Genomic DNA, 25,222 nt, shown 5'->3' with positions numbered 1-25,222 from the left:
CGGGCGCGCCTCGCTCCGGGGGGGAGCGAGCGGCGAGCGCGAGCGGAGCGCGGAATCCCAGACGGATCCCGCGCCCCTGGGTCCGCGCCGGACGGGGTCGCTCCACGATCCGGGTGACACAGGCGCGGCTCAGCGCATTAAGATAATGCGTTGGCGCGAGCGCGCCGATCCCGAACCCGAAGGAGCCACCGATGGCGCTGCCCTGGAAGCTGCACCGAGACGGCAAGCACGTCTCTCCCGACGCGATCGTGCTGCCAGAGGAGCGCATGAGCTGGCCGCGCACCATCGGCTTCGGGGCCCAGCACGTCGTCGCCATGTTCGGCGCGACGTTCCTCGTGCCGCTCATCACGGGTTTCAGCCCCACCGCGACGCTGTTCTTCTCGGGCCTCGGCACCCTGCTCTTCCTGCTGATCACCGGCAACCGCCTGCCGAGCTACCTCGGCTCGTCGTTCGCCTTCATCGCCCCGATCATGGCGGCCGTCGCCGGCGGCGACGACAGCGCCGAGGGCCTCGCCCGGGCCTCCTTCGGCATCCTCGCCATCGGCGTGCTCATGGCGATCGTCGGCATCATCGTCACCAAGTGGGGCACGGGCTGGATCAACGCCCTCATGCCCCCCGTGGTGATGGGCGCGATCGTCGCGCTGATCGGCTTCAACCTCGGCCCGGCCGTCAAGAACAACTGGAACGCCACCGAGCTCTCGGGCTGGGTCGCGCTCATCACGCTCGTCGCGATGCTGCTCATCACCGTGCTGTTCCGCGGCCTCATCGGGCGCCTCTCGATCGTGCTCGGCGTGGTCGTCGGCTACATCGCGGCCGTCGCCATGGGAGAGGTCGACTTCTCGACGGTCACCGAAGCGGCCTGGATCGGGCTGCCCGCGTTCCACGCGGTCGGCAACCCGTTCGCCGATCCCACGCTCTGGGGGCTGCTGCCCGCGTTCCTGCCGGTCGTGCTCGTGCTCATCGCCGAGAACGTCGGCCACGTGAAGAGCGTCGGACTGATGATCGGCCGCGACCTCGATCCCGTGACGGGGCGCGCGCTGCTCGCCGACGGCGTCTCGACCGTGCTCGCCGGCTTCGGCGGCGGATCCGGCACCACCACCTACGGTGAGAACATCGGCGTGATGGCGGCGACCCGCGTCTATTCGACCGCGGCCTACTGGGTCGCCGGCACCATCGCGGTGCTGCTCAGCTTCTCGCCGAAGATCGGCGCGCTCATCAACACGATCCCCGCGGGAGTGCTCGCGGGCGTGACCGTGGCGCTCTACGGCCTCATCGGCCTGATCGGCGTGAAGATCTGGATCGACAACAAGGTCGACTTCGGCAAGCCCATCAACCAGTTCACCGCCGCCGTCGCGCTGATCATCGGCATCGCCGACTTCACGCTCGAGCTCGGCGCCGTGGTGTTCAATGGCATCGCGCTCGGCACCATCGCGGCGATCGCCGTCTACCACCTCATGAACGGCCTCTCCCGGGCGCGCGGGGGCGAGGTGCAGGTCGCCGATCCGGTGGTGACCGCCGAGACCGGCGCGAACCGGGTGACGGCCGAGCAGTAGCCGCACGGGGCGGGCGGGGCGCCGGCCCTGCCCCTCCCGCGAAACACCGCCGACGTTGCGATGTTTTTCGGTCCGTCCGCTTAGGGTGGCGGTGTGTGGAGTGTAGATCGGCGACGGCAGAACGGTGCCAATGGTCGCGGCAAGGATGCGCCGGAGGAGGCGGTCACTGAGACCGTGGCGCCTCAGAACGAGGGCTCCCTCGCCAAAGCGCCCGAATCCGCGCACCGCGTCGAGGACCTCACCGCCCAGCTGACCGGCCCCGTCTCGCTCGTCGACGCCTACGCCGACGAGCACGCCGAGTGGCGCGGCGAGCTCGCCCGCATCGGCGGCCGCAACCCCCTGCTTCACTTCGACGACCGCCCCGCCAACCGCATCGAGCTCTCCACGACGCACCCCGGCGGGCTGCCGCAGTTCATCACCGGTAACAAGATCCTGCTCTCGGCCCTGATCCGCGACGACCTGGCCCTGCGACACGCCCGCGCCGCCGCCGGACGCGTCACCGACAAGGCGATCGAGATGCGCACCGTGCGCGGCCTCGAGACGGTCAACCTCGGTGTGGGCATCGCCAAGTGGAGCTTCGAGGGCGAGGAGTTCTGCGCCCCCATCCTGCTGCGCCCGCTCGCGATCCGCCGCTACGGGCGCGACTTCGAGCTCAAGCTCAAGCAGTTCCCCGTCGTCAACTCCGAGCTGATCCGCGCCCTGCGCGAGCAGTTCGGCATCGTGGTCGACGCCCGCGCCCTCATCGAGCTCTCCCAGTCCGAGGGCGTGTTCAAGCCACAGCCCGTCATCGACCGGCTGCGCCAGATGGCCGCCGGCGTGCCCGGCTTCGTCGTGCAGCCGCGGCTCGTGGTGTCGTCGTTCCACAACGTGTCGCAGCGCATGGTCGCCGACGCCAAGGATCTCGACTCGCCGATCCTCGCCGCCATCTGCGGCAGCGAGCCCGCCGCCCGCCGGCTCGCCGACGCCTACCGCCCGGTGAGCCCGACGCGGCCGGACGAGCGCGCCCCCGACACCGACCGCAACCTCTACGACGCCGACGTCGAGCAGGACGACGTGCTCGCCCAGATCGACGCCGGCCACTCGCTCGTGGTGCACACGCTGCCCGGCACCGGCGGCACGCAGACCGTGGTGAACGCGATTGGCAACCTGGTGCGCGCCGGCAAGCGCGTGCTGGTCGTGTCGCCGCGCCGCGCCGCGCTCGACGGCATCACGCACCGTCTCACGCGCGCCGGGCTCGCCGGTCTCGCGGTGACGCCGCGGCGCCTGCGCCGCAACCTCGTCGAGGCCATCAGCCGCAACGAGAACGCGCGCGGCGAGCAGCTGCGCGACGTCGACGAGGCGCTCACCCGGCTGCGCGGCGTGCTGCTCGACTACCAGCAGGCCCTCGCGACCCCCGACGAGCGCTACGGCGTCTCGCCGCTCGAGGCCCTGCGACGGCTCACCGTGCTCGCCCTCGACGAGCGCCCGCCGGGCACCACGGTGCGCCTCGATGACCAGGCCCTCGGCCAGCTCACACTCGACCGCTCGTCGGTCGCCGAGGCTCTCACCGAAGTCGCGCGCCTCGGCCAGTTCCAGTACGGGCCCGAGGACTCGCCCTGGTACGGTGTGAGCTTCTCGAGCACCGAGGAGGCGCGCACCGCCTACGGCCTCGCCGTCGACCTCGCCGAGTCGCAGCTGCCCCGCCTCATCTCGATGGCCAACGAGGTCATCGGCCAGACTTCCATGCGCCCCTACGAGACCATCGCCGAGCTGGGCGTCTACCTGCGGCTGCTCATGGGCATCCGCGACACCCTCGACCGCTTCACCCCGGAGGTCTACGACCGCTCGCTCACCGAGGTCATCGCGGCGCACGCCCCGCGCGGCGGCGACGAGATGTCGTCGGCGAACAAGCGCCGCCTGCGCAAGCTGGCCCGCGAGTACGTGCGCCCCGGTGTGCACATCACCGATATGTACTCGCGCCTCGTGCAGATCCAGCAGCAGCGCGTGCTTTGGCAGCGCTACACCACGGTGGTCGGGGCGCGCCCCGAGGTGCCGCTCGGCATCGCCGACGTCGTGGTGGCGTTCCAGTCGGCCTATCAGGATCTCGACGAGCTCGACCGTGTGCTCGGCACCGCGGGCGACGCGGATCGCCTGAAGAACCTGACGCTCGGACGACTCGCGCACCGCATCTCGGATCTCGCCCGCGAATCCGAGGTGCTGCAGAACATCCAGGAGCGCACCACCATCGTCGAGCGCATGCGCGCCGCGCACCTCGAACCGCTGCTCGACGACCTCTCGGCCCGCCACGTGCCCGCCGCCGACGTCGCCTCCGAGCTCGAGCTCGCGTGGTGGCAGTCGGTGCTGGAGCGCATGCTGCAGACCAACCAGGCCCTGCTCAGCGCCAACACGAGTGTGATCGAGCGGCTCGAGGCCGACTTCCGCCTCGTCGACGACGCCCACGCCGGCGCGAACGGCTCGCTGCTCGCGGGCTCCCTCGCCGACGCCTGGCGCGTGGCCGTGCTCGACCACAAGCAGGAGGCCCTCGCCCTGCGCGAGGCGCTGCGCAGCGGCTACGTCTCGCCCGCGGCGCTCGCCCAGCGCTCGCCGAACCTGCTCGGCGTGCTCGCGCCCGTCTGGGTGATGTCGCCCTACGAGGTGGCGCAGCTGCCCGACACGATGCGCTTCGACGCCGCGCTGCTGGTCGACGCCGGCGCGACGACGCTCGTCGAGAACCTCGGTGCGATCCGCCGCGCCGACCAGGTGGTCGCGTTCGGCGACACGATGACGCAGACGCCGTCGCCATTCGAGATCTCGGTCGGCGGGGTACCCGGCGACGGCGACGAGGCCTCGACCGATGTCGACGCGCTGCACCGCAGCTCCGCGTTCGCCCAGCTGGGGGGAGTGCTGCCCACGCTCACGCTCACCCGCAGCTATCGGGCGGGCGGCGAGGATCTCACGAACCTCGTGAACAGCCGCTTCTACAACGGCGCGATCCAGACGCTGCCCTGGGCGGGCAGCTTCCTCGGCCACTCGAGCCTCACCTACGAGTTCGTGCCGGGCGGCCAGGGCCTGCCCGACCAGCAGACGGGCGCGGTCGAGAGCACCGACGCCGAGGTCGACCGCGTGGTGCAGCTCGTGCTCGAGCACGCGAGCGACCGCCCCCGCGAGTCGCTCATGGTGATCACCGCGAGCGAGCGGCACGCGGTGCGCGTGTACCAGGCCGTGCTGCAGGCGTTCTCCAAGTTCCCCCAGTACCGCGACTTCCTGCTGGGGGAGCGCGCCGAGCCGTTCGCCGTGCTCACCCTCGAGCAGGCGACCGCGCAGAGCCGCGACCGCGTGATCTTCTCGATCGGCTACGGTCGCACGCCGCACGGCCGCGTGCTGTCGAACTTCGGCGGCCTGGGGCGCCCGGGCGGCGAGCGTCTGCTCGCGGTCGCGATGACCCGCGCCCGCCGCGCGATGACGATCGTGAGCTGTTTCAAGCCCGAGCACCTCGACACCGCCCGCATCAAGCACGGCGTCGTCGAGCTCGCCGAGCTGCTCGCCTTCGAGCACCCCGAGCCCGAGGCGCCCGCGCTGCCCGCCGAGCGGGACCCGATGATGGGCGAACTCGCCGATCGGCTCGAGGCGATGGGCCTCACGGTCGCGATCGACTACCGCGGCGCGATCCCGCTCGCGGCGTCGCTCGGCGATCGCGCCATCGCGATCGACCTCGACCTGGGCGGGGTCGACGGCGGAGACAGTCTGCGCGACACCCTGCGCCTGCGTCCCGCGGTGCTGCGCCGCCTCGGCTGGCACTACCACCGCGTGCACAGCTTCGACCTGTTCGCCGACCCCGACGAGGTGGCGCTGCGGATCGCCCGCATCGTCGGCTACGACAGCGACGAGGCCGAGCAGGCGTGAGCGGGGAGCGCGGCCCCCACGGGGCCGATCGGGAGGGCGAGGATCGCGACGCCGCCGAGCAGCCGCCCGCCCCCCGCGGACGCGCGTCGCGCCGGGCGAGCCTGCCCGCACCGGAGGGCAGCGATCCCGAACCGTACGATCCGCCCGTCGAGCGGCGCTCGGAGGCAGAGAACGACGCGCGGCTGCTCGGGGATCGCCCGCCCCACTGGGGCTGAAGCGCGAACTCGGCCTGCCGCAGCCGATCTCGAGGCCGACCCGGGCTGTCAGGCGCGACGCTGGGACGCGGGCGGTTGCAACGCCCGGTGCGGGACGACGCGCGGCGCGGCGCCGGTCAGGAGGCGGCCGAGGACTTCGACGGCGATGACGAGCCGGTCGACGACGCGGATCCCGAGCCGCTCGCCGATCCGGATCCGGAACCGCTCGCCGATCCGGACCCCGATCCCGACGCGGATCCCGAGCCGCCCGAGCGCGAATCGGTGCGGTAGAAGCCCGAGCCGTTGAAGGTGACGCCCAGCGAGCCGAAGACCTTGCGCAGCTTGCCGCCGCACTCCGGGCACTCGGTCAGCGCGGAGTCGGAGAAGGACTGGTAGATGTCGAACGCGTGCTCGCAGTCGACGCAGCGGTAGGCATAGGTAGGCACGAGAGAAGATCCTACCGCTCGCGGCGAGAAGAGAGCGCCGCGGCGGCTCCGGTCAGCGGGGGAAGAGGCGGACCGCGTCAGGGGTGACCGCACCGTCGACCGGGATATCGTGGGGTTCGGCCGGCAGCGCGGGCAGCACATCGGCCTCGTGCACCACCGCGAAGAGGGGCGGCCTGCGATCGAGTTCGGAGAGGCAGCGGTCGAAATAGCCGAGCCCCCAGCCGAGGCGGGTGCCGCGCAGGTCGACCGCGCAGGCCGGGATCAGCATGAGATCGAGCGCCGCGGCCGCCGAAGCGGGCAGCTGCTCACCGCTCGGCTCCAGGATGCCGTGCCGTCCGGGCACGAGCGGCGACCCGTCGGAGCGCGTCCACGCGAGGCGGGTCCCGGGCAGCGACACCGGCAGCAGCACCGCGACCCCGTTGTCGCGGGCCCACTCGAGGAAGGCGGAGGTGTCGGGCTCGTCGGGCAGCGAAGCGTAGCACGAGACCGACGAGGCGCCGCGATCCCGCACCAGCGAGATCAGCCGGTCCGTGAGCGCGTCGCGCGCCCGCAGCCGCTCATCCGAGCCCATCGAGGCACGCCGCCGGCGCACCTCCTCCCGCACGTGCCACTTGTGCTGCGCGAGACCCTCGGCATCCCCGATCCCCATGCGAGTCAGCATAGAGGGGCACCCGACGAGCGCGCGCGAAAGACACCGCCCCGCGTGTGCGCCGGCTCTCAGGATGTCCCCGGCCGGGCGACTTTGCCCCGCTCCGGCGTCGGGCTAGGCTGGCCGACATGACAGATACTCAGCCCGCTCGTAGCTCGGTGACCAAGGCGGTCATTCCCGCAGCCGGCCTCGGAACGCGGTTCCTGCCCGCCACCAAGGCGACGCCCAAGGAGATGCTGCCGATCGTCGACAAGCCGGCGATCCAGTACGTCGTCGAGGAGGCCGTCGCGGCCGGGCTCGACGACGTGCTCGTCATCACGGGGCGCAACAAGGGCAACCTCTCGAATCACTTCGACAGCGTTCCCGAGCTCGAGCGCACGCTCGAGCAGAAGGGCGACCAGAACAAGCTGCGCAAGGTGCACGAGTCGAGCGAGCTCGCCGAGATCCACTTCCTGCGCCAGGGCCAGCCGCTCGGGCTCGGGCACGCCGTCGCCTGCGCCCGCCGCCACGTCGGCGCCGAGTCGTTCGCGGTGCTGCTCGGCGACGACCTCATCGACGCCCGCGATCCGCTGCTCGACCGCATGATCGACGAGCACGACGCCCGGGGCGCCACCGTGATCGCGCTCATGGAGGTGCCGCAGGAGTCGATCCACCTCTACGGCTGCGCCGCCGTCGAACCGACCGACGACCCCGACGTGGTGCGCGTCACCGAGCTCGTCGAGAAGCCCTCCGCCGAGGAGGCGCCCTCGAACCTCGCGATCATCGGCCGCTACGTGCTGCGCCCCGAGATCTTCGACATCCTCGACGACCTCGAGCCCGGCCGGGGCGGCGAGATCCAGCTCACCGATGCCCTCAACCATCTCGCCCAGGGCAAGGGCGACGGCCCCGTCTACGGGGTGGTGTTCCGCGGTCGCCGCTACGACACCGGAGACCGGGCCGACTGGATCAAGGCGAACGTGCTGCTCGGCGTCGACCACGAAGAGCTCGGCGAGGAGATCTCGAGCTGGATCATCGACTTCGCCGACCGCCTGCGCGCGCGCCGCTCCGACGGCTGAGGCATGCCGCTCGGCCGCCCCATCGAGGAACCGCCGCCGCTGAGCGCCGGCCGCGTCGAACTGCGGGTGATCCGCACCCGCGACGCCGAGCCGCTGCGGGCCCTGCTGGCCGAGAACCGCGGCTGGCTGCAGCGGTGGGAGGCGACGCACCCCGCGGGAAGGGGCGCGACGCCGGGCACGGTCTCGATGCGGCCGACCGTGCGCCTGCTGCGGCGGCAGCTGCGCGCGGGAAGCGGTCTGCCGTTCGTCGTGCTGCTCGACGGCGACGTCGTGGGCCAGCTGAGCGTATCCGAGATCAGCGGCGGCGCCCTGCAGTCGGCCCAGCTCGGCTACTGGGTGTCCGAGCACGTGGCCGGGCAGGGCGTCACACCCACCGCCGTCGCGCTGGCCATCGACTACCTCTTCGGCGAACTGGGGCTGCACCGGGTCGAGATCTGCATCCGCCCCGAGAACACGGCCTCGCTGCGCGTCGTCGAGAAGCTCGGGCTGCGGTACGAGGGCCGGCGCGCCTCGTACATCCACATCGACGGCGCCTGGCGCGATCACGAGTGCTACGTAGTCACGCGCGAGGAGGCCCCCGGCGGCATGCTCTCGCGCCTGCCCGGGTAGGGCGCGCGGTCCGCCCGCCCGCTCAGCCCGACCAGCTGGGGAATCGGCCCGACTTCGTACCATCAAGACCCTGCTTCTCCGGGGTGCGTATGAGACGAAGTCGGGCCAATTGCCGAAGGGCCCGATTCGGTGAGCCGGATCACGGCGCGCCGGGCGCCGCGGATCGCGCGGACGCCGTACAGTGATGCCCATGACTGGCGGTGTACTGGGGGGCGGCGTGATCTTCGTGGTGGCCGCGCTGCTCTGGGCCGCCGTGCTGGTTCCCGCCTGGATCCGGCGACGGGAGTTCCGCGCCGCCGAGCGCAACGCCGTGCGGCTGCAGCGCACGCTGCGCGTGCTGGCAGAGACCTCCGAGGTGCCGCAGGAGCTGCGCCTGGAGGCCACCGCGCGCGAGGCGCTGGCCCACGAGAAGCTGCTGCGCACCGCCCAGAAGCGGCAGGAGGCCGAGCGCGAGGCTCAGCTCGCCGAAGCCCGCGCCGAGCAGGTGCGCGCCGAGATCCTCGCCCAGCAGATGAACCGCAAGCAGGCCGCCGCGCAGCGCGCCGCCAAGCTGCGCAGACCCGTCGTGCGCCGCGTGCGCGCGTTCTCCGCCCTGGGCGCCCTCGTCGGGCTGCTCGGCGCCCTCGTCGGCATCGGCTTCGCCGTGGGGGGAAGCGGTATCGCGATCCTGATCTGGAGCGGCCTCGTCTTCGTGACGTCGTTGGGCGCGCTCGTGCTGCTCGCCCCCGGCCGGGTGCGAGTGCGCTCGATCGATGCCGAGCGCGTCACCGCCCAGGCCGAGCGCGCGTTCGACACCGCGGCCGCGGAGGAGCCCGTCGCGACGGGGGAGACCGAGCAGGCCGCCTCGGCCCACGCCGCCGCGCAGCGCGCCGCGGCCGAGCGGATCGAACGGGCGCGCGCGCTGGCCCGCGCCCGCGCCGAACGCCCGGCGGCACGCGAGAACCAGACCGACTCGATCCTGCTGCGCGAGGCCCGAGCCCAGGTGCGAGGCGCCCGCTCGGGGGCCGCTCCCGCTCAGGCCGCTGCATCGGGTGCTCCCGCTGCCACGGCTGCTCCCGTCGCATCGGGCGAGGCGTCGCAGCAGGCGGCCACTGCTGCGCAGACGCCTGCAGCGAGCACCGAGATCCCGGCGCGCCCCGCCGCACCCGCCAGTGCGCGGGAGGCGGGCGATGCGCGCCGCGCCGCACGCCGCGCCCCCGGTTCGACGGTGAGCGCGCAGCAGCAGGCCGCGCGCGAACGGCTGCGGCAGATGGGTGTGATCGGCGACACCAGCCAGGGCATGCCCGACCTCGACGCCGCGCTGCGCCGCCGACGCAACGCGGGCTAGCTCGCCGCGCGGGTCAGGCTGCCGGGTGACGGGCCGAGCTGCCCGCGTCACGCTGTGCCACCGAAAGGCGGATATCGCTGGCGGTGTGCCGACGCCGCATGCGATATCCGCCTTTCGTGCCCTCTCATATCTCGCTCGAACACCTCTCGAACGCCCTCGCTTCTCGTTCGCGCACCCGTCGCGACCCCCCTCACGGGGCGGGGTGTCGATTTCACTTCCCGGCCCGGCGGCTGCTAGAGTGGATCGCTGTCAGGGTCTGTGGCGCAGTTGGTAGCGCGTCTCGTTCGCAATGAGAAGGTCAGGGGTTCGATTCCCCTCAGATCCACCACACGAGAGGCGGGTCCGGTCAGTGAGAAATCGCTGATCGGCCCCGCTTTTTGTGTTTCTGGGATGGGTGTGTTCGGCTGACCTGAGTTCTCCGATGAGAAGGTCACGTGGGGCAGACGTGGGGCAGACCGACTAGCTGGCGCCCGGAAACCGGATCACGTTGTCGGGCACTTCGGGACTCGGCGGCGTCGGTGTGGCTGGCCTGATCCGCGGGTCGGAAACCGCGTTGGCGGCCTCCTGCCGCACCTTCGACCGGCGGTGCGCATAGCGTTCGGCGGTGCTCAGCGAGGCGTGCCCCAGCAGGGTCGCGACCTCGGCGATCGTGAACCCCGCATCGAGCAGCGCGGTCGCGTAGGTGTGGCGCAGCGTGTGGATGGTGGCCTTGTCGTCTTCGGAGTAGCCGTCGTTCAGCCGTGCTCGCTCGACTGCGGGCTCCCAGCTGCGGCGTCGCCAGTTCGAGTAGTCGAGCGGCTGCCCGCTGCTCGATGTGAAGAGGAACTCGCCCTGCGCAGTCGCGCTCAGCACGGGGTCGATGATGCCGAGCAGCCATTCGGCGATCGGCGTCGTGCGCCGCTTCTTGCCCTTGGTGTAGGGCTTCAAGATCCGGTTCTGCGCATCCCACGCGCGCCGCCACCTGATCGACTCCTCGGCCCGGTGGATGTGCTCGGGTCCGAGCGCGACGGCCTCACCCCAGCGCGGTCCCGCACCCAGCAGTACGGCGACGAGCGCCTGATCCCTGCGCGCTATTGCCCACTCTTCGTCCGTTGCATCTTCGTGCTGTGGTTCGAACGCCGCGAACAAGCGGTGCTGCTCCTCGCCCGTGAGCGTCCGCTCCGAGAGGTTGTCGGGGATGCGGAGGTTCAGGCGGAAGGCAGGGTTCGCCGCGATCACGCCGGCGTCGACCGCTGCGGAGAGCGAGGTGGAGAACGCTGCGATGACGCGCTTCGCGGAAGTCGCGGCGAGCCCGTCGTCCTGCATCTCGAGCGCCCAGATGCGCAGCTGGTGTCGGTCGATCTCGATGAGTGGCGTGTTGCCCCACTTCGGCATGATCCGGCTGCGGATCATGCTCATCGTGCGCGTGTGGGTGGAGCGCTCGACGTAGTGCCCGCGCAGCCACTCCTCGCACCAGTCGCCCCAGGTGCGCTCGCCGGCGCGCGGATCCCGCCACCCGAGCTCTCGCGATTCCTCCTCGAGCGCACTCGCCTTGCGCTGAGCATCACGCTCGCGCACGAAGGTCTCGGGCGTGTACCGCTTCTCGCCGCCGGGCACGCGGTAGCCGCCGCGCCAGCGGCCGGAGCGTAGTTGCTCGGTCCAGGCCATGATGGTTCCTTTCGGGTATGCGGCGGCTCAGCCCGGGCGGGCTGGGGCGTGCCGGTGGGGTGTTAGGCGGACATGCGCGCGGCCCACTGGCCGGCGCCCATGCGGGGCTCGAGGTAGATGGTGTCCCCGTAGCGCTCGAGCCGCCGGCGCGACGCGGCGCTGCGTCTCTGGTGCTCGTGAAGCGCGAGGAACTGAGCTCGTGTGATGCCGAGCTCGAGGCAGATGCGGTCGTAGTCGCAATAGATCGCGGTGAGCTTGGCCCACTCGCCGGGGTCGGCCATGCGGAACGCGGAGTGGAGGTTGGCGCGGGCCTCGTGGCGGGGATGGTGTCCGCCGGGGTCACTGTTCTCGACGTGCACGCACTCGTGGCCGAGCACGGGGCGGATGAGGTCGGAGCGGAGGCCTCGGTCGCGGATGACCATGTTGCGCTCGGGCACCCAGATCGCGGGTAGGTCGATGGAGTGCACGACGAGGCGGGTCTTCATGCGGTCGAGGTGCTCGACGGGATCGTATGCGGGGTCGTAGGTGAGGGGTTGCATGCTGCTCCTTCCGGAAATTGGGTGCACTGAACCGAGGAGGGGCGCCTGTGCCTCTCCTGGCCCGTGGTGCTGTCGGGTCTAGGGGGTGTGGTCCTCGGGCTCGCCGTCGTCGGGGTGGGCGGCGTAGCGGCCTGCCCACTCATCGAGGACGTTCTCGGGGATGTCCGGCTCATCTTCGCTGGTGCCACTGACATTCGCCCGCCGCTCGGCGAGCGAAACCGGTGCGGCAAGGGGAGCGCTGGCAGCCCGCTCGGCACGTTCAACTAGGTCGGTTAGCGAGAGGCCCAGCGCGTCAGCGATGGCGGCGAGATCTCCCACGCCAAGAGGGACGCGCTCGCCCGTACGCGGGTTGCCTCCGTCGAGACGGGTCGACATGTACTGGGACGACTTGTCGATGAGGCGGCCAAGTCCTCGGGACGACAGGTCGCGCCGCCCCATCTCGGCTTTGATCTCGGAGATGAGCGCATCAGCGAAGCGGCGGGATCGATCGGTGTTCTCGGTCACGTGCCCAGTCTCGCGCCTGCATGATTTTTTGTCAATATGCGTGACGATGTTGACACCGCATGACAAGTCATCCAATATGGTGTGCATGATGAATCACTCAGCGCATGGCGAAGAGCTCGCCCGGCTCATTGCCGAGGAGATCCGAGTCGAGATGGCGCGCCAGAAGCGTTCGCGTCGCGAGCTGGCAAAGGTCATCGGCGTCACGGAGCACACAGCGGGAAGCCGACTCAACGGCTCACCCAACTTCAATACTCAAGAACTCGCTGCAGTCGCTTCTTGGCTTGGCCTCACGGTATCTACTCTGATTCGTCGCGCTGAACTGAGCCGGGATGCGAAGGCCGCAGCGCTCGCCGCCGAGGCGGTGGCACGATGAGCGCCGCTGGAATGACGAAGCCTTGCGCCCGTGGAGGGGACGCACGGCCCGGTGCTTCAGCGTTCTGCGAGATTCACCCTGTCGGCATGATCGGGGCTTGCGGCCCGTGCGCAACGGTGCGCCGCATCCATAACCTAGGCGTCAGCGGGGAACAGAAGCTCGGGGGCGGCCACGATTCCGATCGGGGTGCCGGGGAAAAGCCAGAGGTTGGCTCCGCGTCCATCGTTCAAGTTGATCCCAAGGGGGAGCGGCACTCCGCCGTCATTGACGGCCTGAACAGTGTCGTCGATGTACTTCACCCAGAAGGCGTCGCCACGGTTCGAGTCGAGATCGAAGACCGAACCGTTGTAGTGGAGCTGAACGGCCATGCTGGAAACCTCTCTGTCGCGGTCAAGTTCGACCAGCCTACTGCGCTGGCGACGCTCGACGCCGAGTGGAGGCGGTCAGCATGAGCGCGGTGCAGCAGATGGCACGCCTCCCGCAGGCTGTTGATCTGGCGGGGGTGAAGCCGGAGTTCGTGAACGTCGCCGGAGCCGCGGTGATCGCGGGTCGGCATCCAGAGACGATCCGTCAGGCGGCTCGCGATGGCGACCTGCACGGCACGCAGCGCGAGGGCGTGAATCCTCGGACGCACAAGCCGTTCCGGGGCGCACAGTGGCGCTTCCGTCCCGCGTGCGTGGTCGCCTGGGTCGAGTGTGAGCCCTGCGAGCACCAGAAGCAAATGCTCGCCCCTGTCTCGATGGGGGAGTACCGGTCGAGGAAGGGGACGAAGCGATGAGCGCGGTCGAGTTCTTCAACTACGGGAGCGTGCCTGTCCGCGTGGTGTCGATCGACGGGCAGCCCTGGTTCGTGGCCCGTGATGTCGCGGCGGTGCTCGGCTACGCGGATGCGACGAGCGCGGTGCGGCAGCACTGCAAGGGGGTGGCGAATCACCACCCCCTTCGCACCGCGGGCGGCGTGCAGCAGTTGCGGGTGATCCCGGAGTCGGACGTGATGCGGATGATCGTGTCGAGCCGCCTCCCGGACGCGGTGAAGTTCGAGCGGTGGGTGTTCGAGGAGGTGCTCCCCGCGATCCGCCGCACGGGCAGCTATGGCGCCGCGCAGGTGGACCCGACGACGCCGCAGGGCATGCGCCTCGTACTCGAGGCCGCCTCCGCGGCGCTCGCCGAGCTCGACGTCGCGCGCCCCAAGGCCGAGGCCTGGGACGAACTCGCGTCCGCGAAGGGCGACTACTCCGTGGCGGACGCCGCGAAGATCCTCGCGCGCGCCGGCATCGACACCGGGCAGCAGCGCCTCTTCAAGACGCTGCACGAGTTCGGATGGATCTACCGCTCGGCGGGCCGGTGGCAGGCCTACCAGTGGGCCGTCGACGGCGGCGACCTCGCGCACAAGATCCAGGCCCACTACCACCCGAACACCTCCGAGCTCGTGCAGGACGCCCCGCAGATCCGCGTGACCGCGAAGGGCCTGCGCAGGCTCCGCGACCGGATCCGAGCCGCCGAACCCCTCCCGGAGCTCACCGGCTAAACCCGGCATTCCCGACCACTTGCCGGCGCCGACCGCGGCCCTGGCCCTGCTACTGCACACCCATTTTCAGGAGACATCATGCTCATCCACCCCCGAACTCTGGCCCCCGGCACCCTCGTCACTTGCGAGTCCGAGGTCTGCACGCCGCGCGGTGTGCGCCAGGAGCCGCACGCGATCTCGGCCGCGTGCTCGCACCCGCACCGCGTCGAACGCCCCGCGCCCGCTGCCCCCTTCATGCCCGTGCGCCTGGTGGTGTGCGACGCGCACCGTGCGCCGGGCGCCCGCTTCACACCGCACGAGCGGTCGGCCGACTGCATGGATCCGATCGGTCTGAGGTGAGCCGTCATGGATTGGACCGATCACGCGTGGCGGATCCTGTGCCTGCTCGCGGTCGCCGCGGCGCTCACGGCCTTCACGCCTTTGTGGTGGACGAGCCCGATCGTTCAGGGCCTGTCGGTCGTGCCGGGGCTGCTCGTCATGCTCATCCTCGTCATCGCATCCTGCGCGCCTTCCACTGGCTCGTGGACCTCTCGCGCCGGGTCGACCGGTACCTCGCGAGGTGGTCGTGATGAGTAGCCGGGTCGATGTCGGCTCGGGCCTGTGGACGGTGTATCTGGTCTGGTGGCCCCAGCTGGGCGTGCTGAAGATCGGGCGCACGCAGCGCACCCGACGCCGCCGCCCCGAGAACCGCACGGGCCTCCCGGATCGGGTGTGGTCGATGGTGACGGCGAAGCTCGACGGGCTGATCCCGCTCGATGCGGCCGCCCCGGTCATGGTGCGCGACGTCGTCGCCGACGTCGAGGTCGACGTGCTCGCCGAGCTGCGCGCCCGCTTCCTGCCGGCGTTCTCGACCGAGGCGGAGGGCGCGCGGCTACTCCCCGGCGGGCGGGGGTTCCGTGAGGCGTTCCGGGTCGAGTCCGAGGCCGACTTCCTGGCCGCGCAGCAGTTGTTCTTCAGAGGAGTGGCAGTTCATGCAGATCGCTCGGCAGCGGTGGCTGCCACCATCCGACTTCACCGATCCGCAGATCGGGTCTTTGCCGGCCCAGGTGCGGGTGACGGCGGCGGGCCTGCGCCTGTACGTGGACGACTGGGGGCGCGCCGAAGTGCGGTTGCGCCGGATGCTCGCGGAGATCTACGAGCACGACGAGCAGATGACCGAGCAGCTGCTCGCCGAGCATCTCGGCCAGCTCAGCGCGGTGCACTGGCTGCGCCTGTACGTGGACGATCGGGGGCGGAGTCTGCTGCAGATCCGGGTGTGGCCCGCGGTGCAGCACCCCGACCCGCGCGGCTCCGCGTTCCCGCCGCCGGAGGGCTTCATGAAGCCTTCACGAACGTCTCAGGAGACCTTCACGGTAGAGGCGAGAGCGCGGGCGAGCGCGTGCGCGGGGGAGGGCGCGTGGGAGCGCGAGAGCGCGAGCGAGCGTGCGGGCGCGGGCGACGGCACCCCTTCACGAACCCCAGACTCCGATGCACCGCGGCCCCCGTCCCCGTTCTGCTCACAGCATCAACCGTGGGGGACCGAGGAACCCTGCGGGCCGTGCCGCACGACCCGCATGGCGTTCGAGATCTGGCAGACCGCGTCGAAATACGCCGCACTGTCGACGCCGGCCGCCGCGCCGCCCGGCCCCCGATTCGAGGCCGCCCCCGAGCCCGAGGAGTACCTCACCGACGACGGCCGCATCGAGCACACCTGACCACCACGACGACGGGAGCCCCATCGTGAACACCTTGACCTTGACCCTCTCGACTGAGACGCGCACCGCGCTGCAGGACGAGGCCGACCGCGAGCACGTCTCGCTCGAGCGGCACATCAACTCGATCCTCGCGCGCCGGGTCGCCCGCCCGTCGTGGCCGGACCGCGCCGAGGGGCAGGCCCTCGCGGACGAGATCGAGCAGCTGCAGGAACGTCTGCAGGCCGCGCTCGACGACCGTGACGAGGCGCTCTCCGATCGCGACCGTGCGCGCGGCTCCGCGGCACTTCACGAGGCCGACGCGCACCGCGCGCGGTCGATGGTGCGTGAGGCGATCGGGTCGGGCACCGTGATTGCCTCGCCGAACTTCAAGCGCGCGTTCTTCCACGACCTGCCGCCCGCGGATGGTGCACGGTGAGCCGACGGGGCCGGTCGACGCCGGTGGATCCGGGGCCGCGGGATGTGTACACGCTGCTCGATGGCTCGCAGTGGATCGTGACCGCTGCGGCTGGGGGCGTGGTGCAGCTCGAGCAGATGGGCACGGCGATCGTGCGCACGGTGCGCGTGCACGTTCGGGATCTGCTGGTCGCGGTGAACGGGTGGAGGCGAGCATGCCCGATCTGAGCGCTGAGAAGGTGTGGAAGGAGGCGGATGGCTACGCGGAGGCTGCGGGCCGCGACGATGACCGTTCGGCGTGGTCGGGGGTCTTCCTCCGCCCGGGCGCCGGGTCGAAGCACCACCGGAAGCTCCGCTCTCGCGGTGTCGAGCACGCCCCCTCGAACCTCGTCTGCTTGACCGGGGACGGCACCAGGGGCGAGCACGGCTGGGTGCACGCGCACCCGCGTGAGGCGACGGTGCTCGGCTACATGGTGCATTCGTGGGACGACCCCCGCGAGGTGCCGATCTACCGGCTGGGCCAGTTCGGTGCGGGCCTGGGCTGGTACCTGCAGGACGACGACGCGCAGTTGACCCCGTGCGACCCACCGATCGATTACTCACTCGAGGAGATCGCTGAGGCGATGGCTCTGTTCGAGGAGCTCTTCATCGAGCAGCGTCGTGCTGCTCCCGGACTGATCTAGGAGACGACCATGACCGAGCACACGAATCAGGGCCACCCGCTCCCGGACCCGCCCGCCGACGCCGCCGGCCAGGAGGCACAGACCACCCCCGAGCAGCCGTACACCAGTGGCGGCTTCCTGCCGAGCATGCAGGTCGACCACCTCTTCACCCCCACCCACGTGTTCGCCCTCCGCGACACCCTCGCGGAGCGCATCACCCACCACGGCGGCATCCCCACCGACCAGGCGCAGGAGATCGCCGAGGGACTCCTCACCGACCGCCTCGCGGAGATCACCGAACTCAACGCGCTCGCGCTCGCCGCCGGCCCGGGCACGGCCCGCCGCCCGGACCTGTGTGATGACGGCTCGTGCGACGGCCCCCACGGTCACGAGCACGGCACGCGATGCGGGCACCTCTGCGCGTGCGGGCGAGGGGAGTAGCTCGTGGCCTCCCGCACCTGCACCACTGTGAAGCCGGGCCGCTGCGTCCAGCCCGGCAAGCCGCGCGCGATGACTCACGTCTGCACGCGCTTCCCGAACCACTCGGTCGCCTGGCACCGCTGCGACTGCGGCCACGTCTGGCCCACCACCAACACACCCACCACAAACCAGCGCGGCGCTCGCCGCCGAGAGAGGAGCGCATGATGAGCACGATCGAACTCGTCTACGACGAAGCCCCGGTGCTGCTCTACCGCGGCGACTGCCGCGAGGTGATGGCGACCCTGCCGGATGCCTCGGTCGACGCGATCATCACGGATCCGCCTTACGAGCTCGGCTTCATGGGCAAGGGCTGGGACTCGTCCGGGATCGCCTACGACCCGGAGGTATGGGCGCAGGCGTGCCGAGTGTTGAAGCCGGGCGGGCACGCGCTCGTGTTCGGCGGTACGCGAACGTGGCATCGCGTCGCTGTAGCGGTCGAGGATGCCGGGTTCGAGATCCGCGATTCGCTCGCATGGCTGTATGGGTCGGGGTTCACGAAGTCGCTGGACGTGGCGAAAGCGATCGACAAGGCGGCGGGCTACTGGCGCGGTCGTGCTGGCGCGGTGAAGTCGGACAACGGTGCGATGTCGGGAGGGAACTACGAGCGCACACCGAAGGGGGATCCTGTCACATCAGATGCAGAAGTGTGGGAGGGCTGGGGCACCGCGCTCAAGCCCGCGTTCGAGCCGGTCGTGGTCGCCCGGAAGCCGATCGATGGCACGGTTGTGGCGAACGTGCTCGCACATGGGGTTGGGGCACTGAACATCGACGCGAGCCGGATCGGAACCGGTACCGGGACGCAGGGTGCACGCGGTGACGAATCGTCGGCAAGCGGTCGCTATGGCGATTCGGGAGCTGTGAGTATCGCTGCCACGCCTGAGCCGCGTGGCGAATCACCCATGGGCCGCTTCCCGTCAAATGTGCTGCTGGATGAGTCTCAGGCTGCGGAGCTTGACCGGCAGTCGGGAGTGTCGGTGAGTCGTCGGGGGAAGCCGCGTTCTGGGCCTTCCGGTGAAGGCTGGGGGATGACTGCCACCGGTGCCGAGTATGACGATCTCGGTGGCGCATCACGATTCTTCTACGTCGCGAAGGCTGGGAAGGACGAGCGTCCAATAGTGGACGGGCATCGGCACGCGACGGTGAAGCCGCTCGCCCTGATGCGCTATCTCGTGCGCATGGTCACCCCGCCTGGCGGGACAGTGCTGGAACCGTTCGCGGGCTCGGGGACGACAATCGAGGCCGCCCGAGCCGAGGGCTTCAACGTGATCGCCGCCGAGCTCGATGAGGACGGCACCCACATCCCGCTGATCCTGCAACGCCTCGACCGGCCCTACAGCATCCCGCTGTTCAGCGACGACGACCGGATGGTCGCGCCGTGAATGCGCTCGCCGCCGGCACGCGAGAGGCGGTCGCAGCATGACCGCCCGCACCCTGACCCGCAAGTTCACTCTCGACGAAACGGAGAACCCCATGTCCTGCAAGCACGACGACTGCTGCACCTGCTGCCAGTCCTGCTACCCGCCCGAGCCTCCCCGTAGTGAGGCGTTCCTGCGGAGCGTGTTCGGTCCGCCCATCTGGGAGCAGGCCGCGAAGGGAGACTCGAAGTGAAGATCGCGATCGACCGTGCCGACCTGGCCGCCGCGCTCTCGTTCGTGGCCGCGATGTCTCCCGCCCGTCCCCTGCAGCCGGTGCTCGCCGGCGTGCTGCTGACCGCTGAGTCGGGTCGTCTGACGCTCACGGTCTACGACTACGAGGCCGCCGCCGAGACCACGATCGACGCGGATATCTCCGCCGAGGGGGCGGCGGTGGTGCATGCTGCGACGCTGCTGCGGATCGTGGGCAAGTTGCCGTCGAAGCCGGTCGTGTTCGAGGCGGGTGAGCGCGAGATGCTGATCCGCTGTGGTTCGGTGCGCGCGTCCCTGCCGCTGATGCCGGTGGGCGAGTACCCGCAGCCAACGTTCGATGCTGAGCCTCTGTTCTCGATGTCGGGCGCCCGGTTCGAGGATGCGGTGGGCCGGGTGGCGTTGGCGGCTGCGAAGTCTGCACCGGAGCGGCCCGTGATCATCGGCGTGCACCTCGCGGTGTCCGAGGGTGGGGTGACGTTGTCGGCGACGGATCGTTACCGGGTCGCGATGTTCGCCGTGGAGTGCGCTACCACTGGCAGCGCGACGGTGACGGTGCCGGCGTCGGTGATGCGTGAGGCCGCGAAGTCGCTGGGGTCGTCGGAGGAGGTGTCGCTCGCGCTCACGTCGTCGGGTGCGGTGGTGTTCGAGGGGGAGCGGGGCCGTCTGATGTCGCAGACGCTCGCGGGCAACTTCCCGCCGGTCGCGGGCCTGTTCCCGCAGCGCGCTCGCTCGACCGCGCTGATCGATGTTGACGCGATGTCTGCAGCGACGTCGCGGGGCGCGCTCGCTCTTGCGCCGGAGGATGCGTTGCAGTTCACGTTCTCGGAGTCGGAGTGCTCTCTCACGGGCACGGGGGATGCGTCGAGTATCGAGGACGGCTTCGAGGTCGCGTTCGATGGTGACCTGGATCTGCAGGTGAAGCTGCGCCCGCAGCTGGTGCTCGACGGGCTCTCGGCGTGCCGAGCCACCGAGGTGCAGGCGTGGTTCACGCACGAGCCGTCGTCGCCGCGCCCCGGCCCGGTGATGTTCACCGCCGGCGACGGCTACCGCTACCTCATGGTCGCGAACCAGAAGTGAGGCGCCACGTGTTCCCCAGGAACTTCCCCGCATCCGTGGTCGACGTGCTGCAACGCATCGGCCTCACCGCGGACGACTTCACTACCCCCAGCACTGCGGCAGAGGCCGCTGAGGAAGGAACGAACCGATGACCGAGAAGATCCCGACCCCTGCCGAGGTGCCTGCGCGGCTGCGTGCGGCGGCGGAGCGTGCGCAGGAGGTGGACCGGGTGAAGCGGGTGCGGCAGCGTCGGCGTGCTCGCCGTGGCGCCCGCATCACGACCCACATCACGGACGAGACGGCGGCTGCGCTCGCGAAGCTCGCCCGACCGGACGTGCCGACTGAGAGGAAGAACTGATGACGAAGACGACGATGAGGGTGAACGAGGATCGCATCGTGGGGTGCGACATCGAGACGACGGGCTTGGAGAAGTCTGGTGATCTGATCCTCGAGATCGCGATGGTGGTGCTGGATAACGATCTGAACGAGTTGGGTCGGTTCTCGTCGGTGGTGCCGCAGTCGTTGCACGAGATGATGACGTGGTTGCGGATGTCGCCGGAGGTGTTGGAGATGCATCGTGCTTCGGGTCTGGTGGCGGAGGTGCATGAGGCGCGGTCGTCTCGCCCGGGTGAGGGGATTGCGCATGTGGAGGATGACGCGATCGAGTTCTTGGACGAGTACGACGCGCTGTGTGCCCCGATGCTGGGCAGCAACGTGAAGTTCGACCGGGGCTTCATCGAGACGCACATGCCGTTCTTGGCGCAGCAGTTCCATTACCGGGATATCGACGTGTCGACGGTGAAGGAGCTCGCCCGCCGCCGCGCCCCGGAGGTGTTCGCGGGTGCCCCGGTGAAGCGTGAGGAACATCGTGCTCTGCCGGATATTCGGGAGTCGGTGGAGGAGTACCGCTATTACGAGCGGGCGGGCTTCATCGTCCCGACGACTGGGGGTGCACGATGAGCCGCGGGCAGCTGCCGAGGCAGCCGCGTTACTTCCCCCGGATGAAGATCCGGGGCCGTCGACGTCGTGCGGCGGCGGCCTACCGCCGGCTGCCCGTCATCTCGTTCGACGGCTTCAACATCGGCGGGGGAGCAACGCCTGCACCTCCTGCACCTCCTGCGGGTACTGCGGGTGCTTCGAGCATGCAGGTGTTCTTCGCCCCGGCCGGCTCACCGTTCCCGTCGACCTCCGCAATGGCAGCCCTGCACGGCATGCCGGTGATGCGTGACCGTCTGGGGGTATGGCGATGAGCCGCGGACAGACGCCCCGCCGCCCCGAGTTCTTCCCTCGCATGAAGGTGCGCGGCGCTCGCCGCCGACGCGAGCAGGCGCAGGCGATGATCTCGTTCGACACCGCGATCGCGACGCTTACCGAGTTCGGGCGCGGGGTCGCCGCGGCGGTCGAGCATGTCGCGGCAGGGTTTCAGGCCTTCGCCGCCGGCATGGTGCGCGCTGTGCTGGCCGAGCAGCAGCGCGTCCGCGATTACCTGCTGAGCGACCGCTACCAACTCGACCTCATCGAGCGCCGGTATCGGCATGATCCGATCGCGTGGAGCAACGCCGTGCGCGACTTCTACATGGCCCGCATCAACCGCGAGTTCGACGAGCTCGACGCCGCGTCGATCTCGCAACGCCTGGGCATCCCACTCGACCCCTGGCAAGCATCCGTGCTCGCCGGACAACTCACCCACTACCGCACACCCAGATGGGATGCCATCCGCCGCCGGGTCCTGCAACGAACCGAACCCGACCGCCAGAAAGCGAGAACCGCATGAACCCCTGGGACCTCCTCCTCAACCTGCTCGGCTGGATCGCCGTCACCATCGCCGCCCTGATCGTGCTCACCTTCCTGCTCGCCCTCATCGTGGCCCCCATCAACGCGGCGCGCGCTCGCCGCCGGGCCCGGGAGACCGAGCACGTGATTCTGGACACCCAGCGCGACCGAGAGCGACCGCGACCGTGACTATCAGGCGCGGCTTCCACGTCGCGAACGACGCGAGCCTCGGCGGCGCCGAGACAGCTCGCGTCGTTCGCGGAGCGTCGACCGGAAGTGCCTGGATCGACATCTCCTGCGCCGCCTGCGGAGAACTGCTCGGCGCGTGCTCGACCGCAGAAGGCGGCTTCCCACTGTTCCACGCTCACCGCCGCAGCTGCGCCCAGCAGGGCGTCGCACCTGGGCCCACGATTCCTCGCCGCTTTGTCGACGTGATCGATCGGCTCTGCGGCGAGCGCTTCGCCTCGGAACAGTATTTCGTGATTCCTTCTCAGAAAGATGAACGATGACCTACATCATTCCCGGCGCGCTGGGCCGGCCCGACTGGCTCACGCGCCATCTCGGTCAGGTGCCGATGCTGCTGCTTCACATCCGTGAGCACGCCCTGCCGTCGTTGCAGGCGAATGCAGAACCGCGGGTCTCTGGCAGCAAGGAGCAGACCACCGCGCCGTTGAACATCGACCCCATCGATCACGCCGACGAGTTGTGGGGCGAGGTCTGTGCGCTCGCGATCGACTATGCAGATCGGTCGGGGGACTGGAAGGGGCTGCCCGATGCTCTCGACCGGCAGTGGCGCATCGCGACTTCGGCGCAGTTCTCAGTCGTGGGGTTCTCGAGCAGCGACCCGGATCGGATCTATGCCGACGTCGTCGACGTCACTCGGTACCTCATCGAGCGCGCGTGGACTCTCGCCATCAACCAGCAGTACCAGATCCCCGTCGACGAGCTGGTGGCGTCCATCCAGAGCGCGCGGCGCCGGTACCCCGATGCGCCGTCCTTCGCCCCGCATCGTCACCGTTGCCCCAAGTGCCTCCTGCATGGCGTCGTGCCGGACTACTCCGAGAGCGGGGAGATTCTCGCGCTTCGGTGCGAGCGGTGCGGGGCCCGCCGGAACTTCGGTGGCGAGTGATGGGCGCCGTCCAGTGGCTCACCTATCGTGAGGCTGCGCGTCGCGTCGGTCGGTCGGTGCGCACGATCAAGCGCTGGGTGAAGGACGGGATGCCCGCCGGGTGGGACGATCAGGGGCGGCGCATCATGCGCGAGGACGTGCTCCTCGCTGAACTGCGGCGCAGGCTCGACGCCTGGCCGCCTCATCAGCACAGGGTGCGTGCGGCGGCCCTCGACGGCGAGGCGGCCGCGTGGATGTGATCAGCGCCCGTGGCCGGCTCCTGCACGGCTAAGGTGAGAGCCATGAAGAAACTCATCATCGCCACTGCTGCCGCCCTCCTGCTCCTGACCGGGTGCGCTTCCCAGGCCGAGGAAAAGCCGGCCGAGACCTCGAAGCAGGAGCAGGCCGAGCCCGCCGAGCAGCCTGCCGCCACTGAGGAGGCCGCCCCCACTGCGAAGATCGGGGAGCCTGTGACCTCGGGCGACTGGGAAATCACGATCAACTCATGGACCGCCGACGCCGATGCCGCGGTGCTCGAAGCCTCGGGCGGCGTCGACGTGCCCGAGGAGGGCAAGCAGTTCGCACTGATGAACGTCACGATGAAGTACAACGGCACCGAGACCGGCGACACCTCGCTCGTGGGCATCACCTACATGCCCGAGGGCGGCAACACCGCCTCGGGTCTGTGGGAGGCGTTCGGGACCACCCCTGGTGAGAACAAGCTGACGTACGAGACGCTCGTGCCCGGGGGAGAGCTCACCGGTGATGCGCTCTACCTCATCGATGCCGACACCACCGGCGAGTTCTGGATCGTCGCCCCCGGCGCCACGGAGACCGCGATCGTCACCCCGTAACGACACACCGAGCGGGTCAATGTTGACGCGCTCCTACTGTCACCCCCTACTGTGTGGAGTGCATAGATAGGCCGGATCCCAACATCGGGGTCCGGCCTTTGTCGTGCCACGGTGGAGGAGAGTCCCATGAAGCACACACGCACCACGATCATCGGCGGACCGGCCGCCGGCTCGGTCATCAACATCCCGTCCGGCGTCACGTCGTTTGTCATCGGCGAGGGGCCAGCTGCTGGCGCCTACCTCCTGACCCCGGCGGGCGCCGAACTGAAGCTCGAGAAGCTCCCCGCCGAACCGGCGAAGGGCACCAAGAAGACCGCGACCCGTAAGGCCCCGCGCACGGGCGAAGCGCCGCCGCCGGCTGAGTAGCCGTGGCGGGCGGAATCCCGGGGCGCACCACTGCCGCTCACCGCCGGAACCGCGCGAACCTCAAGCGGCTCACCGCCGAGCACAACCTGCCGTGCGCGCTCTGCGGCGAGGCCATCGACACCACTCTCGACTGGCGCGACCCCGACGCCTTCGCGTACGACCACAAGAAATCGGTAGTGGCGTACCCCGAACTCGCGGACGAACCGGAGAACGGGCAGCCCTCGCACAAACGCTGCAACGAGAACAAGAGCTCGGGCGACGAACGCCCGGGCCTCGGCGACCCCTCCGAGGTGTGGTGACCACCCGGCAGGGGAGGGGGGTCTCAATCCCTGCGCCGACCCACAGATCACCCCACCGGCAGTGATCTGTACCCCTTTGGGCGACGTTGTCCGCGGACATGGCCGCGAGGAGGTGCGATCGTGGCGCTTTCGGACGAAGAACGCCGCCGCCGCGACCGCGAACGAAAACGGCGGAAACGCGCGGCAGAAGCCGCCCCGGCGGGTGAGCCTGAGCTGCCCCGGATCGGGCTCGCCGCGGCGGACACACCGCGGACACAAGACGCGTCCGCGGAAGACGCGGCGGACGAGGGCGCGGACGCGTTCTCGAACGCGGCGGCCGCGCGCGAGTTCATCGCCGAGCTGCAGGTGCCCGCACGAGCGAGGCCCCTCGTGCCGGTGCTCTACCGGCTCGCCGCCGACCTCGACGGCGTGTTCAACACGCCACAGCGGGCGTCGATCACGGCGAAGTACCTCGAGGTGATGGACCGCATCCTCGACGCCGCGAAACCGGTCGAGGTCGACGAGCTCGACGAGATGCGGCGCGCCTACTATCTCGGGGAGGTGCCGGATGGCGGCATCGGAGACGAGGAACAGGAAGCCGGGTAGCCGGCGGCGACCCACCAAGCGG

The 25,222-nt window shown here is 70.1% G+C and carries 36 protein-coding genes and 1 tRNA gene; 31 read left to right on the top strand and 6 right to left on the bottom strand.

Translation table 11 applies throughout. The annotated features are described in order from the left end of the window. Nucleotides 1–191: 191 nt before the first annotated feature. From H490_RS21505 to H490_RS21495, 3 genes are all read left to right on the top strand, one after another. The gene (locus H490_RS21505; RefSeq protein ID WP_017883509.1) at nucleotides 192–1,553 is read left to right on the top strand and encodes a uracil-xanthine permease family protein; all 1,362 of its coding nucleotides are present in this window, start codon (nucleotides 192–194) and stop codon (nucleotides 1,551–1,553) included. Nucleotides 1,554–1,727: 174 nt separating this feature from the next. Then, a complete protein-coding gene (locus H490_RS21500) occupies nucleotides 1,728–5,435 on the top strand; it encodes an ATPase AAA (protein ID WP_017883508.1) in 3,708 nt (1,235 codons plus the stop codon). After that, a complete protein-coding gene (locus H490_RS21495) occupies nucleotides 5,432–5,650 on the top strand; it encodes a hypothetical protein (protein ID WP_017883507.1) in 219 nt (72 codons plus the stop codon). The genes H490_RS21500 and H490_RS21495 overlap by 4 nt, the downstream gene beginning before the upstream one ends. Nucleotides 5,651–5,766: 116 nt before the next feature. On the opposite strand, the gene H490_RS21490 is transcribed toward H490_RS21495, so the two are convergent. Both H490_RS21490 and H490_RS21485 read right to left on the bottom strand, forming a co-directional pair. After that, a complete protein-coding gene (locus tag H490_RS21490; RefSeq protein ID WP_017883506.1) occupies nucleotides 5,767–6,075 on the bottom strand; it encodes an FmdB family zinc ribbon protein in 309 nt (102 codons plus the stop codon). 52 nt (nucleotides 6,076–6,127) lie between these two features. Next, nucleotides 6,128–6,724, bottom strand: coding sequence for a 5-formyltetrahydrofolate cyclo-ligase (locus tag H490_RS21485; protein WP_017883505.1), 597 nt, complete (start codon nucleotides 6,722–6,724; stop codon nucleotides 6,128–6,130). A gap of 128 nt (nucleotides 6,725–6,852) precedes the next feature. Between H490_RS21485 and galU the strand changes: the two genes are divergently transcribed. From galU to H490_RS21470, 4 genes are all read left to right on the top strand, one after another. Then, a complete protein-coding gene (gene galU, locus H490_RS21480) occupies nucleotides 6,853–7,779 on the top strand; it encodes a UTP--glucose-1-phosphate uridylyltransferase GalU (RefSeq protein WP_031289842.1) in 927 nt (308 codons plus the stop codon). A 3-nt stretch (nucleotides 7,780–7,782) separates the two neighbouring features. Next, nucleotides 7,783–8,388, top strand: a complete 606-nt coding sequence (locus tag H490_RS21475; protein ID WP_017883503.1) for a GNAT family N-acetyltransferase — start codon at nucleotides 7,783–7,785, stop codon at nucleotides 8,386–8,388. Nucleotides 8,389–8,578: 190 nt separating this feature from the next. Then, the gene (locus H490_RS31060; protein WP_128387291.1) at nucleotides 8,579–9,715 is read left to right on the top strand and encodes a hypothetical protein; all 1,137 of its coding nucleotides are present in this window, start codon (nucleotides 8,579–8,581) and stop codon (nucleotides 9,713–9,715) included. Between the two features lie 252 nt (nucleotides 9,716–9,967). Continuing rightward, nucleotides 9,968–10,043: transfer RNA gene (locus H490_RS21470), tRNA-Ala, on the top strand. Nucleotides 10,044–10,174: 131 nt separating this feature from the next. Here H490_RS21470 and H490_RS21465 read toward each other — a convergent pair. The 3 genes from H490_RS21465 to H490_RS21455 form a co-directional block, all read right to left on the bottom strand. Beyond that, a complete protein-coding gene (locus H490_RS21465; RefSeq protein WP_017883501.1) occupies nucleotides 10,175–11,362 on the bottom strand; it encodes a tyrosine-type recombinase/integrase in 1,188 nt (395 codons plus the stop codon). A 62-nt stretch (nucleotides 11,363–11,424) separates the two neighbouring features. After that, on the bottom strand, nucleotides 11,425–11,901 hold the full coding sequence (locus H490_RS21460; protein ID WP_017883500.1) for a hypothetical protein: 477 nt from the start codon (nucleotides 11,899–11,901) through the stop codon (nucleotides 11,425–11,427). 78 nt (nucleotides 11,902–11,979) lie between these two features. Next, entirely contained in the window at nucleotides 11,980–12,405 is a 426-nt protein-coding gene (locus tag H490_RS21455; protein WP_017883499.1) for a hypothetical protein, read from the bottom strand. Between the two features lie 40 nt (nucleotides 12,406–12,445). Between H490_RS21455 and H490_RS32030 the strand changes: the two genes are divergently transcribed. Beyond that, nucleotides 12,446–12,778: a hypothetical protein gene (locus tag H490_RS32030; protein ID WP_238560314.1), complete on the top strand. Its 333-nt coding sequence runs from the start codon at nucleotides 12,446–12,448 to the stop codon at nucleotides 12,776–12,778. Between the two features lie 134 nt (nucleotides 12,779–12,912). Here the strand turns inward: H490_RS32030 and H490_RS21450 are convergent, their stop codons facing one another. After that, nucleotides 12,913–13,146 (bottom strand): hypothetical protein, encoded by a 234-nt coding sequence (locus tag H490_RS21450; protein WP_017883497.1) that lies wholly within the window; start codon nucleotides 13,144–13,146, stop codon nucleotides 12,913–12,915. Between the two features lie 80 nt (nucleotides 13,147–13,226). Between H490_RS21450 and H490_RS21445 the strand changes: the two genes are divergently transcribed. The 23 genes from H490_RS21445 to H490_RS21345 all read left to right on the top strand — a co-directional run bounded on the left by H490_RS21445 (nucleotide 13,227) and on the right by H490_RS21345 (nucleotide 25,200). Next, entirely contained in the window at nucleotides 13,227–13,556 is a 330-nt protein-coding gene (locus H490_RS21445; RefSeq protein WP_017883496.1) for a hypothetical protein, read from the top strand. After that, a complete protein-coding gene (locus H490_RS21440) occupies nucleotides 13,553–14,305 on the top strand; it encodes a phage antirepressor (RefSeq protein WP_017883495.1) in 753 nt (250 codons plus the stop codon). The genes H490_RS21445 and H490_RS21440 overlap by 4 nt, the downstream gene beginning before the upstream one ends. A gap of 78 nt (nucleotides 14,306–14,383) precedes the next feature. After that, entirely contained in the window at nucleotides 14,384–14,644 is a 261-nt protein-coding gene (locus H490_RS21435) for a hypothetical protein (RefSeq protein WP_017883494.1), read from the top strand. 6 nt (nucleotides 14,645–14,650) lie between these two features. Continuing rightward, a complete protein-coding gene (locus H490_RS21430; protein ID WP_017883493.1) occupies nucleotides 14,651–14,881 on the top strand; it encodes a hypothetical protein in 231 nt (76 codons plus the stop codon). Between the two features lie 395 nt (nucleotides 14,882–15,276). Beyond that, the gene (locus tag H490_RS21425; RefSeq protein ID WP_017883492.1) at nucleotides 15,277–15,999 is read left to right on the top strand and encodes a hypothetical protein; all 723 of its coding nucleotides are present in this window, start codon (nucleotides 15,277–15,279) and stop codon (nucleotides 15,997–15,999) included. A gap of 40 nt (nucleotides 16,000–16,039) precedes the next feature. Further along, nucleotides 16,040–16,414 carry a hypothetical protein gene (locus H490_RS21420; RefSeq protein ID WP_152424213.1) on the top strand — a complete coding sequence of 125 codons (375 nt, stop codon included), beginning with the start codon at nucleotides 16,040–16,042 and terminating at the stop codon, nucleotides 16,412–16,414. After that, nucleotides 16,411–16,620, top strand: a complete 210-nt coding sequence (locus tag H490_RS32025; protein WP_152424212.1) for a hypothetical protein — start codon at nucleotides 16,411–16,413, stop codon at nucleotides 16,618–16,620. Before H490_RS21420 ends, H490_RS32025 begins: the two co-directional genes overlap by 4 nt. Then, a complete protein-coding gene (locus tag H490_RS21415; protein ID WP_017883489.1) occupies nucleotides 16,608–17,075 on the top strand; it encodes a hypothetical protein in 468 nt (155 codons plus the stop codon). The genes H490_RS32025 and H490_RS21415 overlap by 13 nt, the downstream gene beginning before the upstream one ends. 9 nt (nucleotides 17,076–17,084) lie before the next feature. Beyond that, nucleotides 17,085–17,495 carry a hypothetical protein gene (locus H490_RS21410; RefSeq protein ID WP_017883488.1) on the top strand — a complete coding sequence of 137 codons (411 nt, stop codon included), beginning with the start codon at nucleotides 17,085–17,087 and terminating at the stop codon, nucleotides 17,493–17,495. Between the two features lie 203 nt (nucleotides 17,496–17,698). Further along, nucleotides 17,699–18,913: a DNA-methyltransferase gene (locus tag H490_RS21405; protein ID WP_031289834.1), complete on the top strand. Its 1,215-nt coding sequence runs from the start codon at nucleotides 17,699–17,701 to the stop codon at nucleotides 18,911–18,913. A 37-nt stretch (nucleotides 18,914–18,950) separates the two neighbouring features. Beyond that, a complete protein-coding gene (locus H490_RS21400) occupies nucleotides 18,951–19,142 on the top strand; it encodes a hypothetical protein (RefSeq protein WP_017883486.1) in 192 nt (63 codons plus the stop codon). Next, nucleotides 19,139–20,236 (top strand): DNA polymerase III subunit beta, encoded by a 1,098-nt coding sequence (gene dnaN / locus H490_RS21395; protein WP_017883485.1) that lies wholly within the window; start codon nucleotides 19,139–19,141, stop codon nucleotides 20,234–20,236. Before H490_RS21400 ends, dnaN begins: the two co-directional genes overlap by 4 nt. Nucleotides 20,237–20,363: 127 nt before the next feature. Next, on the top strand, nucleotides 20,364–20,573 hold the full coding sequence (locus H490_RS21390; RefSeq protein WP_017883484.1) for a hypothetical protein: 210 nt from the start codon (nucleotides 20,364–20,366) through the stop codon (nucleotides 20,571–20,573). Beyond that, the gene (gene orn / locus H490_RS21385) at nucleotides 20,573–21,175 is read left to right on the top strand and encodes an oligoribonuclease (RefSeq protein WP_017883483.1); all 603 of its coding nucleotides are present in this window, start codon (nucleotides 20,573–20,575) and stop codon (nucleotides 21,173–21,175) included. Before H490_RS21390 ends, orn begins: the two co-directional genes overlap by 1 nt. Before the next feature lie 280 nt (nucleotides 21,176–21,455). Next, nucleotides 21,456–21,989 (top strand): hypothetical protein, encoded by a 534-nt coding sequence (locus tag H490_RS21380; RefSeq protein WP_017883482.1) that lies wholly within the window; start codon nucleotides 21,456–21,458, stop codon nucleotides 21,987–21,989. Further along, the gene (locus tag H490_RS32300) at nucleotides 21,986–22,177 is read left to right on the top strand and encodes a hypothetical protein (RefSeq protein WP_017883481.1); all 192 of its coding nucleotides are present in this window, start codon (nucleotides 21,986–21,988) and stop codon (nucleotides 22,175–22,177) included. The genes H490_RS21380 and H490_RS32300 overlap by 4 nt, the downstream gene beginning before the upstream one ends. Continuing rightward, nucleotides 22,174–22,497: a hypothetical protein gene (locus H490_RS32015; protein ID WP_152424210.1), complete on the top strand. Its 324-nt coding sequence runs from the start codon at nucleotides 22,174–22,176 to the stop codon at nucleotides 22,495–22,497. Before H490_RS32300 ends, H490_RS32015 begins: the two co-directional genes overlap by 4 nt. After that, a complete protein-coding gene (locus H490_RS21370) occupies nucleotides 22,494–23,117 on the top strand; it encodes a hypothetical protein (RefSeq protein ID WP_017883480.1) in 624 nt (207 codons plus the stop codon). The genes H490_RS32015 and H490_RS21370 overlap by 4 nt, the downstream gene beginning before the upstream one ends. Next, entirely contained in the window at nucleotides 23,117–23,356 is a 240-nt protein-coding gene (locus tag H490_RS21365; protein ID WP_017883479.1) for a hypothetical protein, read from the top strand. Before H490_RS21370 ends, H490_RS21365 begins: the two co-directional genes overlap by 1 nt. Nucleotides 23,357–23,398: 42 nt before the next feature. Next, a complete protein-coding gene (locus H490_RS21360; RefSeq protein WP_017883478.1) occupies nucleotides 23,399–23,950 on the top strand; it encodes a DUF4352 domain-containing protein in 552 nt (183 codons plus the stop codon). A 126-nt stretch (nucleotides 23,951–24,076) separates the two neighbouring features. Then, complete coding sequence (locus tag H490_RS21355) at nucleotides 24,077–24,316, top strand: hypothetical protein (RefSeq protein WP_017883477.1); 240 nt, start codon at nucleotides 24,077–24,079, stop codon at nucleotides 24,314–24,316. Nucleotides 24,317–24,318: 2 nt separating this feature from the next. After that, nucleotides 24,319–24,615 carry an HNH endonuclease gene (locus H490_RS21350; RefSeq protein ID WP_017883476.1) on the top strand — a complete coding sequence of 99 codons (297 nt, stop codon included), beginning with the start codon at nucleotides 24,319–24,321 and terminating at the stop codon, nucleotides 24,613–24,615. A gap of 120 nt (nucleotides 24,616–24,735) precedes the next feature. Beyond that, the gene (locus H490_RS21345; protein ID WP_017883475.1) at nucleotides 24,736–25,200 is read left to right on the top strand and encodes a hypothetical protein; all 465 of its coding nucleotides are present in this window, start codon (nucleotides 24,736–24,738) and stop codon (nucleotides 25,198–25,200) included. Nucleotides 25,201–25,222 lie beyond the last annotated feature (22 nt).

Source organism: Leucobacter sp. UCD-THU, assembly GCF_000349545.1.
Classification (GTDB): Bacteria; Actinomycetota; Actinomycetes; order Actinomycetales; family Microbacteriaceae; genus Leucobacter; species Leucobacter muris.
The sequence above is the reverse complement of the archived record's forward strand: the minus strand, read 5'-3'. Positions and strand labels throughout refer to the sequence as shown.

Coding starts and splice junctions, on each gene's coding strand:
- H490_RS21505 (WP_017883509.1), top strand. CDS start 192: ATGGCGCTGCCCTGGAAGCTGCACCGAGACGGCAAGCACGTCTCTCCC.
- H490_RS21485 (WP_017883505.1), bottom strand. CDS start 6,724: ATGGGGATCGGGGATGCCGAGGGTCTCGCGCAGCACAAGTGGCACGTG.
- galU (WP_031289842.1), top strand. CDS start 6,853: ATGACAGATACTCAGCCCGCTCGTAGCTCGGTGACCAAGGCGGTCATT.
- H490_RS21475 (WP_017883503.1), top strand. CDS start 7,783: ATGCCGCTCGGCCGCCCCATCGAGGAACCGCCGCCGCTGAGCGCCGGC.
- H490_RS31060 (WP_128387291.1), top strand. CDS start 8,579: ATGACTGGCGGTGTACTGGGGGGCGGCGTGATCTTCGTGGTGGCCGCG.
- H490_RS21465 (WP_017883501.1), bottom strand. CDS start 11,362: ATGGCCTGGACCGAGCAACTACGCTCCGGCCGCTGGCGCGGCGGCTAC.
- H490_RS21460 (WP_017883500.1), bottom strand. CDS start 11,901: ATGCAACCCCTCACCTACGACCCCGCATACGATCCCGTCGAGCACCTC.
- H490_RS21450 (WP_017883497.1), bottom strand. CDS start 13,146: ATGGCCGTTCAGCTCCACTACAACGGTTCGGTCTTCGATCTCGACTCG.
- H490_RS21445 (WP_017883496.1), top strand. CDS start 13,227: ATGAGCGCGGTGCAGCAGATGGCACGCCTCCCGCAGGCTGTTGATCTG.
- H490_RS21440 (WP_017883495.1), top strand. CDS start 13,553: ATGAGCGCGGTCGAGTTCTTCAACTACGGGAGCGTGCCTGTCCGCGTG.
- H490_RS21435 (WP_017883494.1), top strand. CDS start 14,384: ATGCTCATCCACCCCCGAACTCTGGCCCCCGGCACCCTCGTCACTTGC.
- H490_RS21430 (WP_017883493.1), top strand. CDS start 14,651: ATGGATTGGACCGATCACGCGTGGCGGATCCTGTGCCTGCTCGCGGTC.
- H490_RS21425 (WP_017883492.1), top strand. CDS start 15,277: ATGCAGATCGCTCGGCAGCGGTGGCTGCCACCATCCGACTTCACCGAT.
- H490_RS21415 (WP_017883489.1), top strand. CDS start 16,608: ATGCCCGATCTGAGCGCTGAGAAGGTGTGGAAGGAGGCGGATGGCTAC.
- H490_RS21410 (WP_017883488.1), top strand. CDS start 17,085: ATGACCGAGCACACGAATCAGGGCCACCCGCTCCCGGACCCGCCCGCC.
- H490_RS21405 (WP_031289834.1), top strand. CDS start 17,699: ATGAGCACGATCGAACTCGTCTACGACGAAGCCCCGGTGCTGCTCTAC.
- H490_RS21400 (WP_017883486.1), top strand. CDS start 18,951: ATGACCGCCCGCACCCTGACCCGCAAGTTCACTCTCGACGAAACGGAG.
- H490_RS21390 (WP_017883484.1), top strand. CDS start 20,364: ATGACCGAGAAGATCCCGACCCCTGCCGAGGTGCCTGCGCGGCTGCGT.
- orn (WP_017883483.1), top strand. CDS start 20,573: ATGACGAAGACGACGATGAGGGTGAACGAGGATCGCATCGTGGGGTGC.
- H490_RS21380 (WP_017883482.1), top strand. CDS start 21,456: ATGGCGATGAGCCGCGGACAGACGCCCCGCCGCCCCGAGTTCTTCCCT.
- H490_RS32300 (WP_017883481.1), top strand. CDS start 21,986: ATGAACCCCTGGGACCTCCTCCTCAACCTGCTCGGCTGGATCGCCGTC.
- H490_RS21370 (WP_017883480.1), top strand. CDS start 22,494: ATGACCTACATCATTCCCGGCGCGCTGGGCCGGCCCGACTGGCTCACG.
- H490_RS21365 (WP_017883479.1), top strand. CDS start 23,117: ATGGGCGCCGTCCAGTGGCTCACCTATCGTGAGGCTGCGCGTCGCGTC.
- H490_RS21360 (WP_017883478.1), top strand. CDS start 23,399: ATGAAGAAACTCATCATCGCCACTGCTGCCGCCCTCCTGCTCCTGACC.
- H490_RS21355 (WP_017883477.1), top strand. CDS start 24,077: ATGAAGCACACACGCACCACGATCATCGGCGGACCGGCCGCCGGCTCG.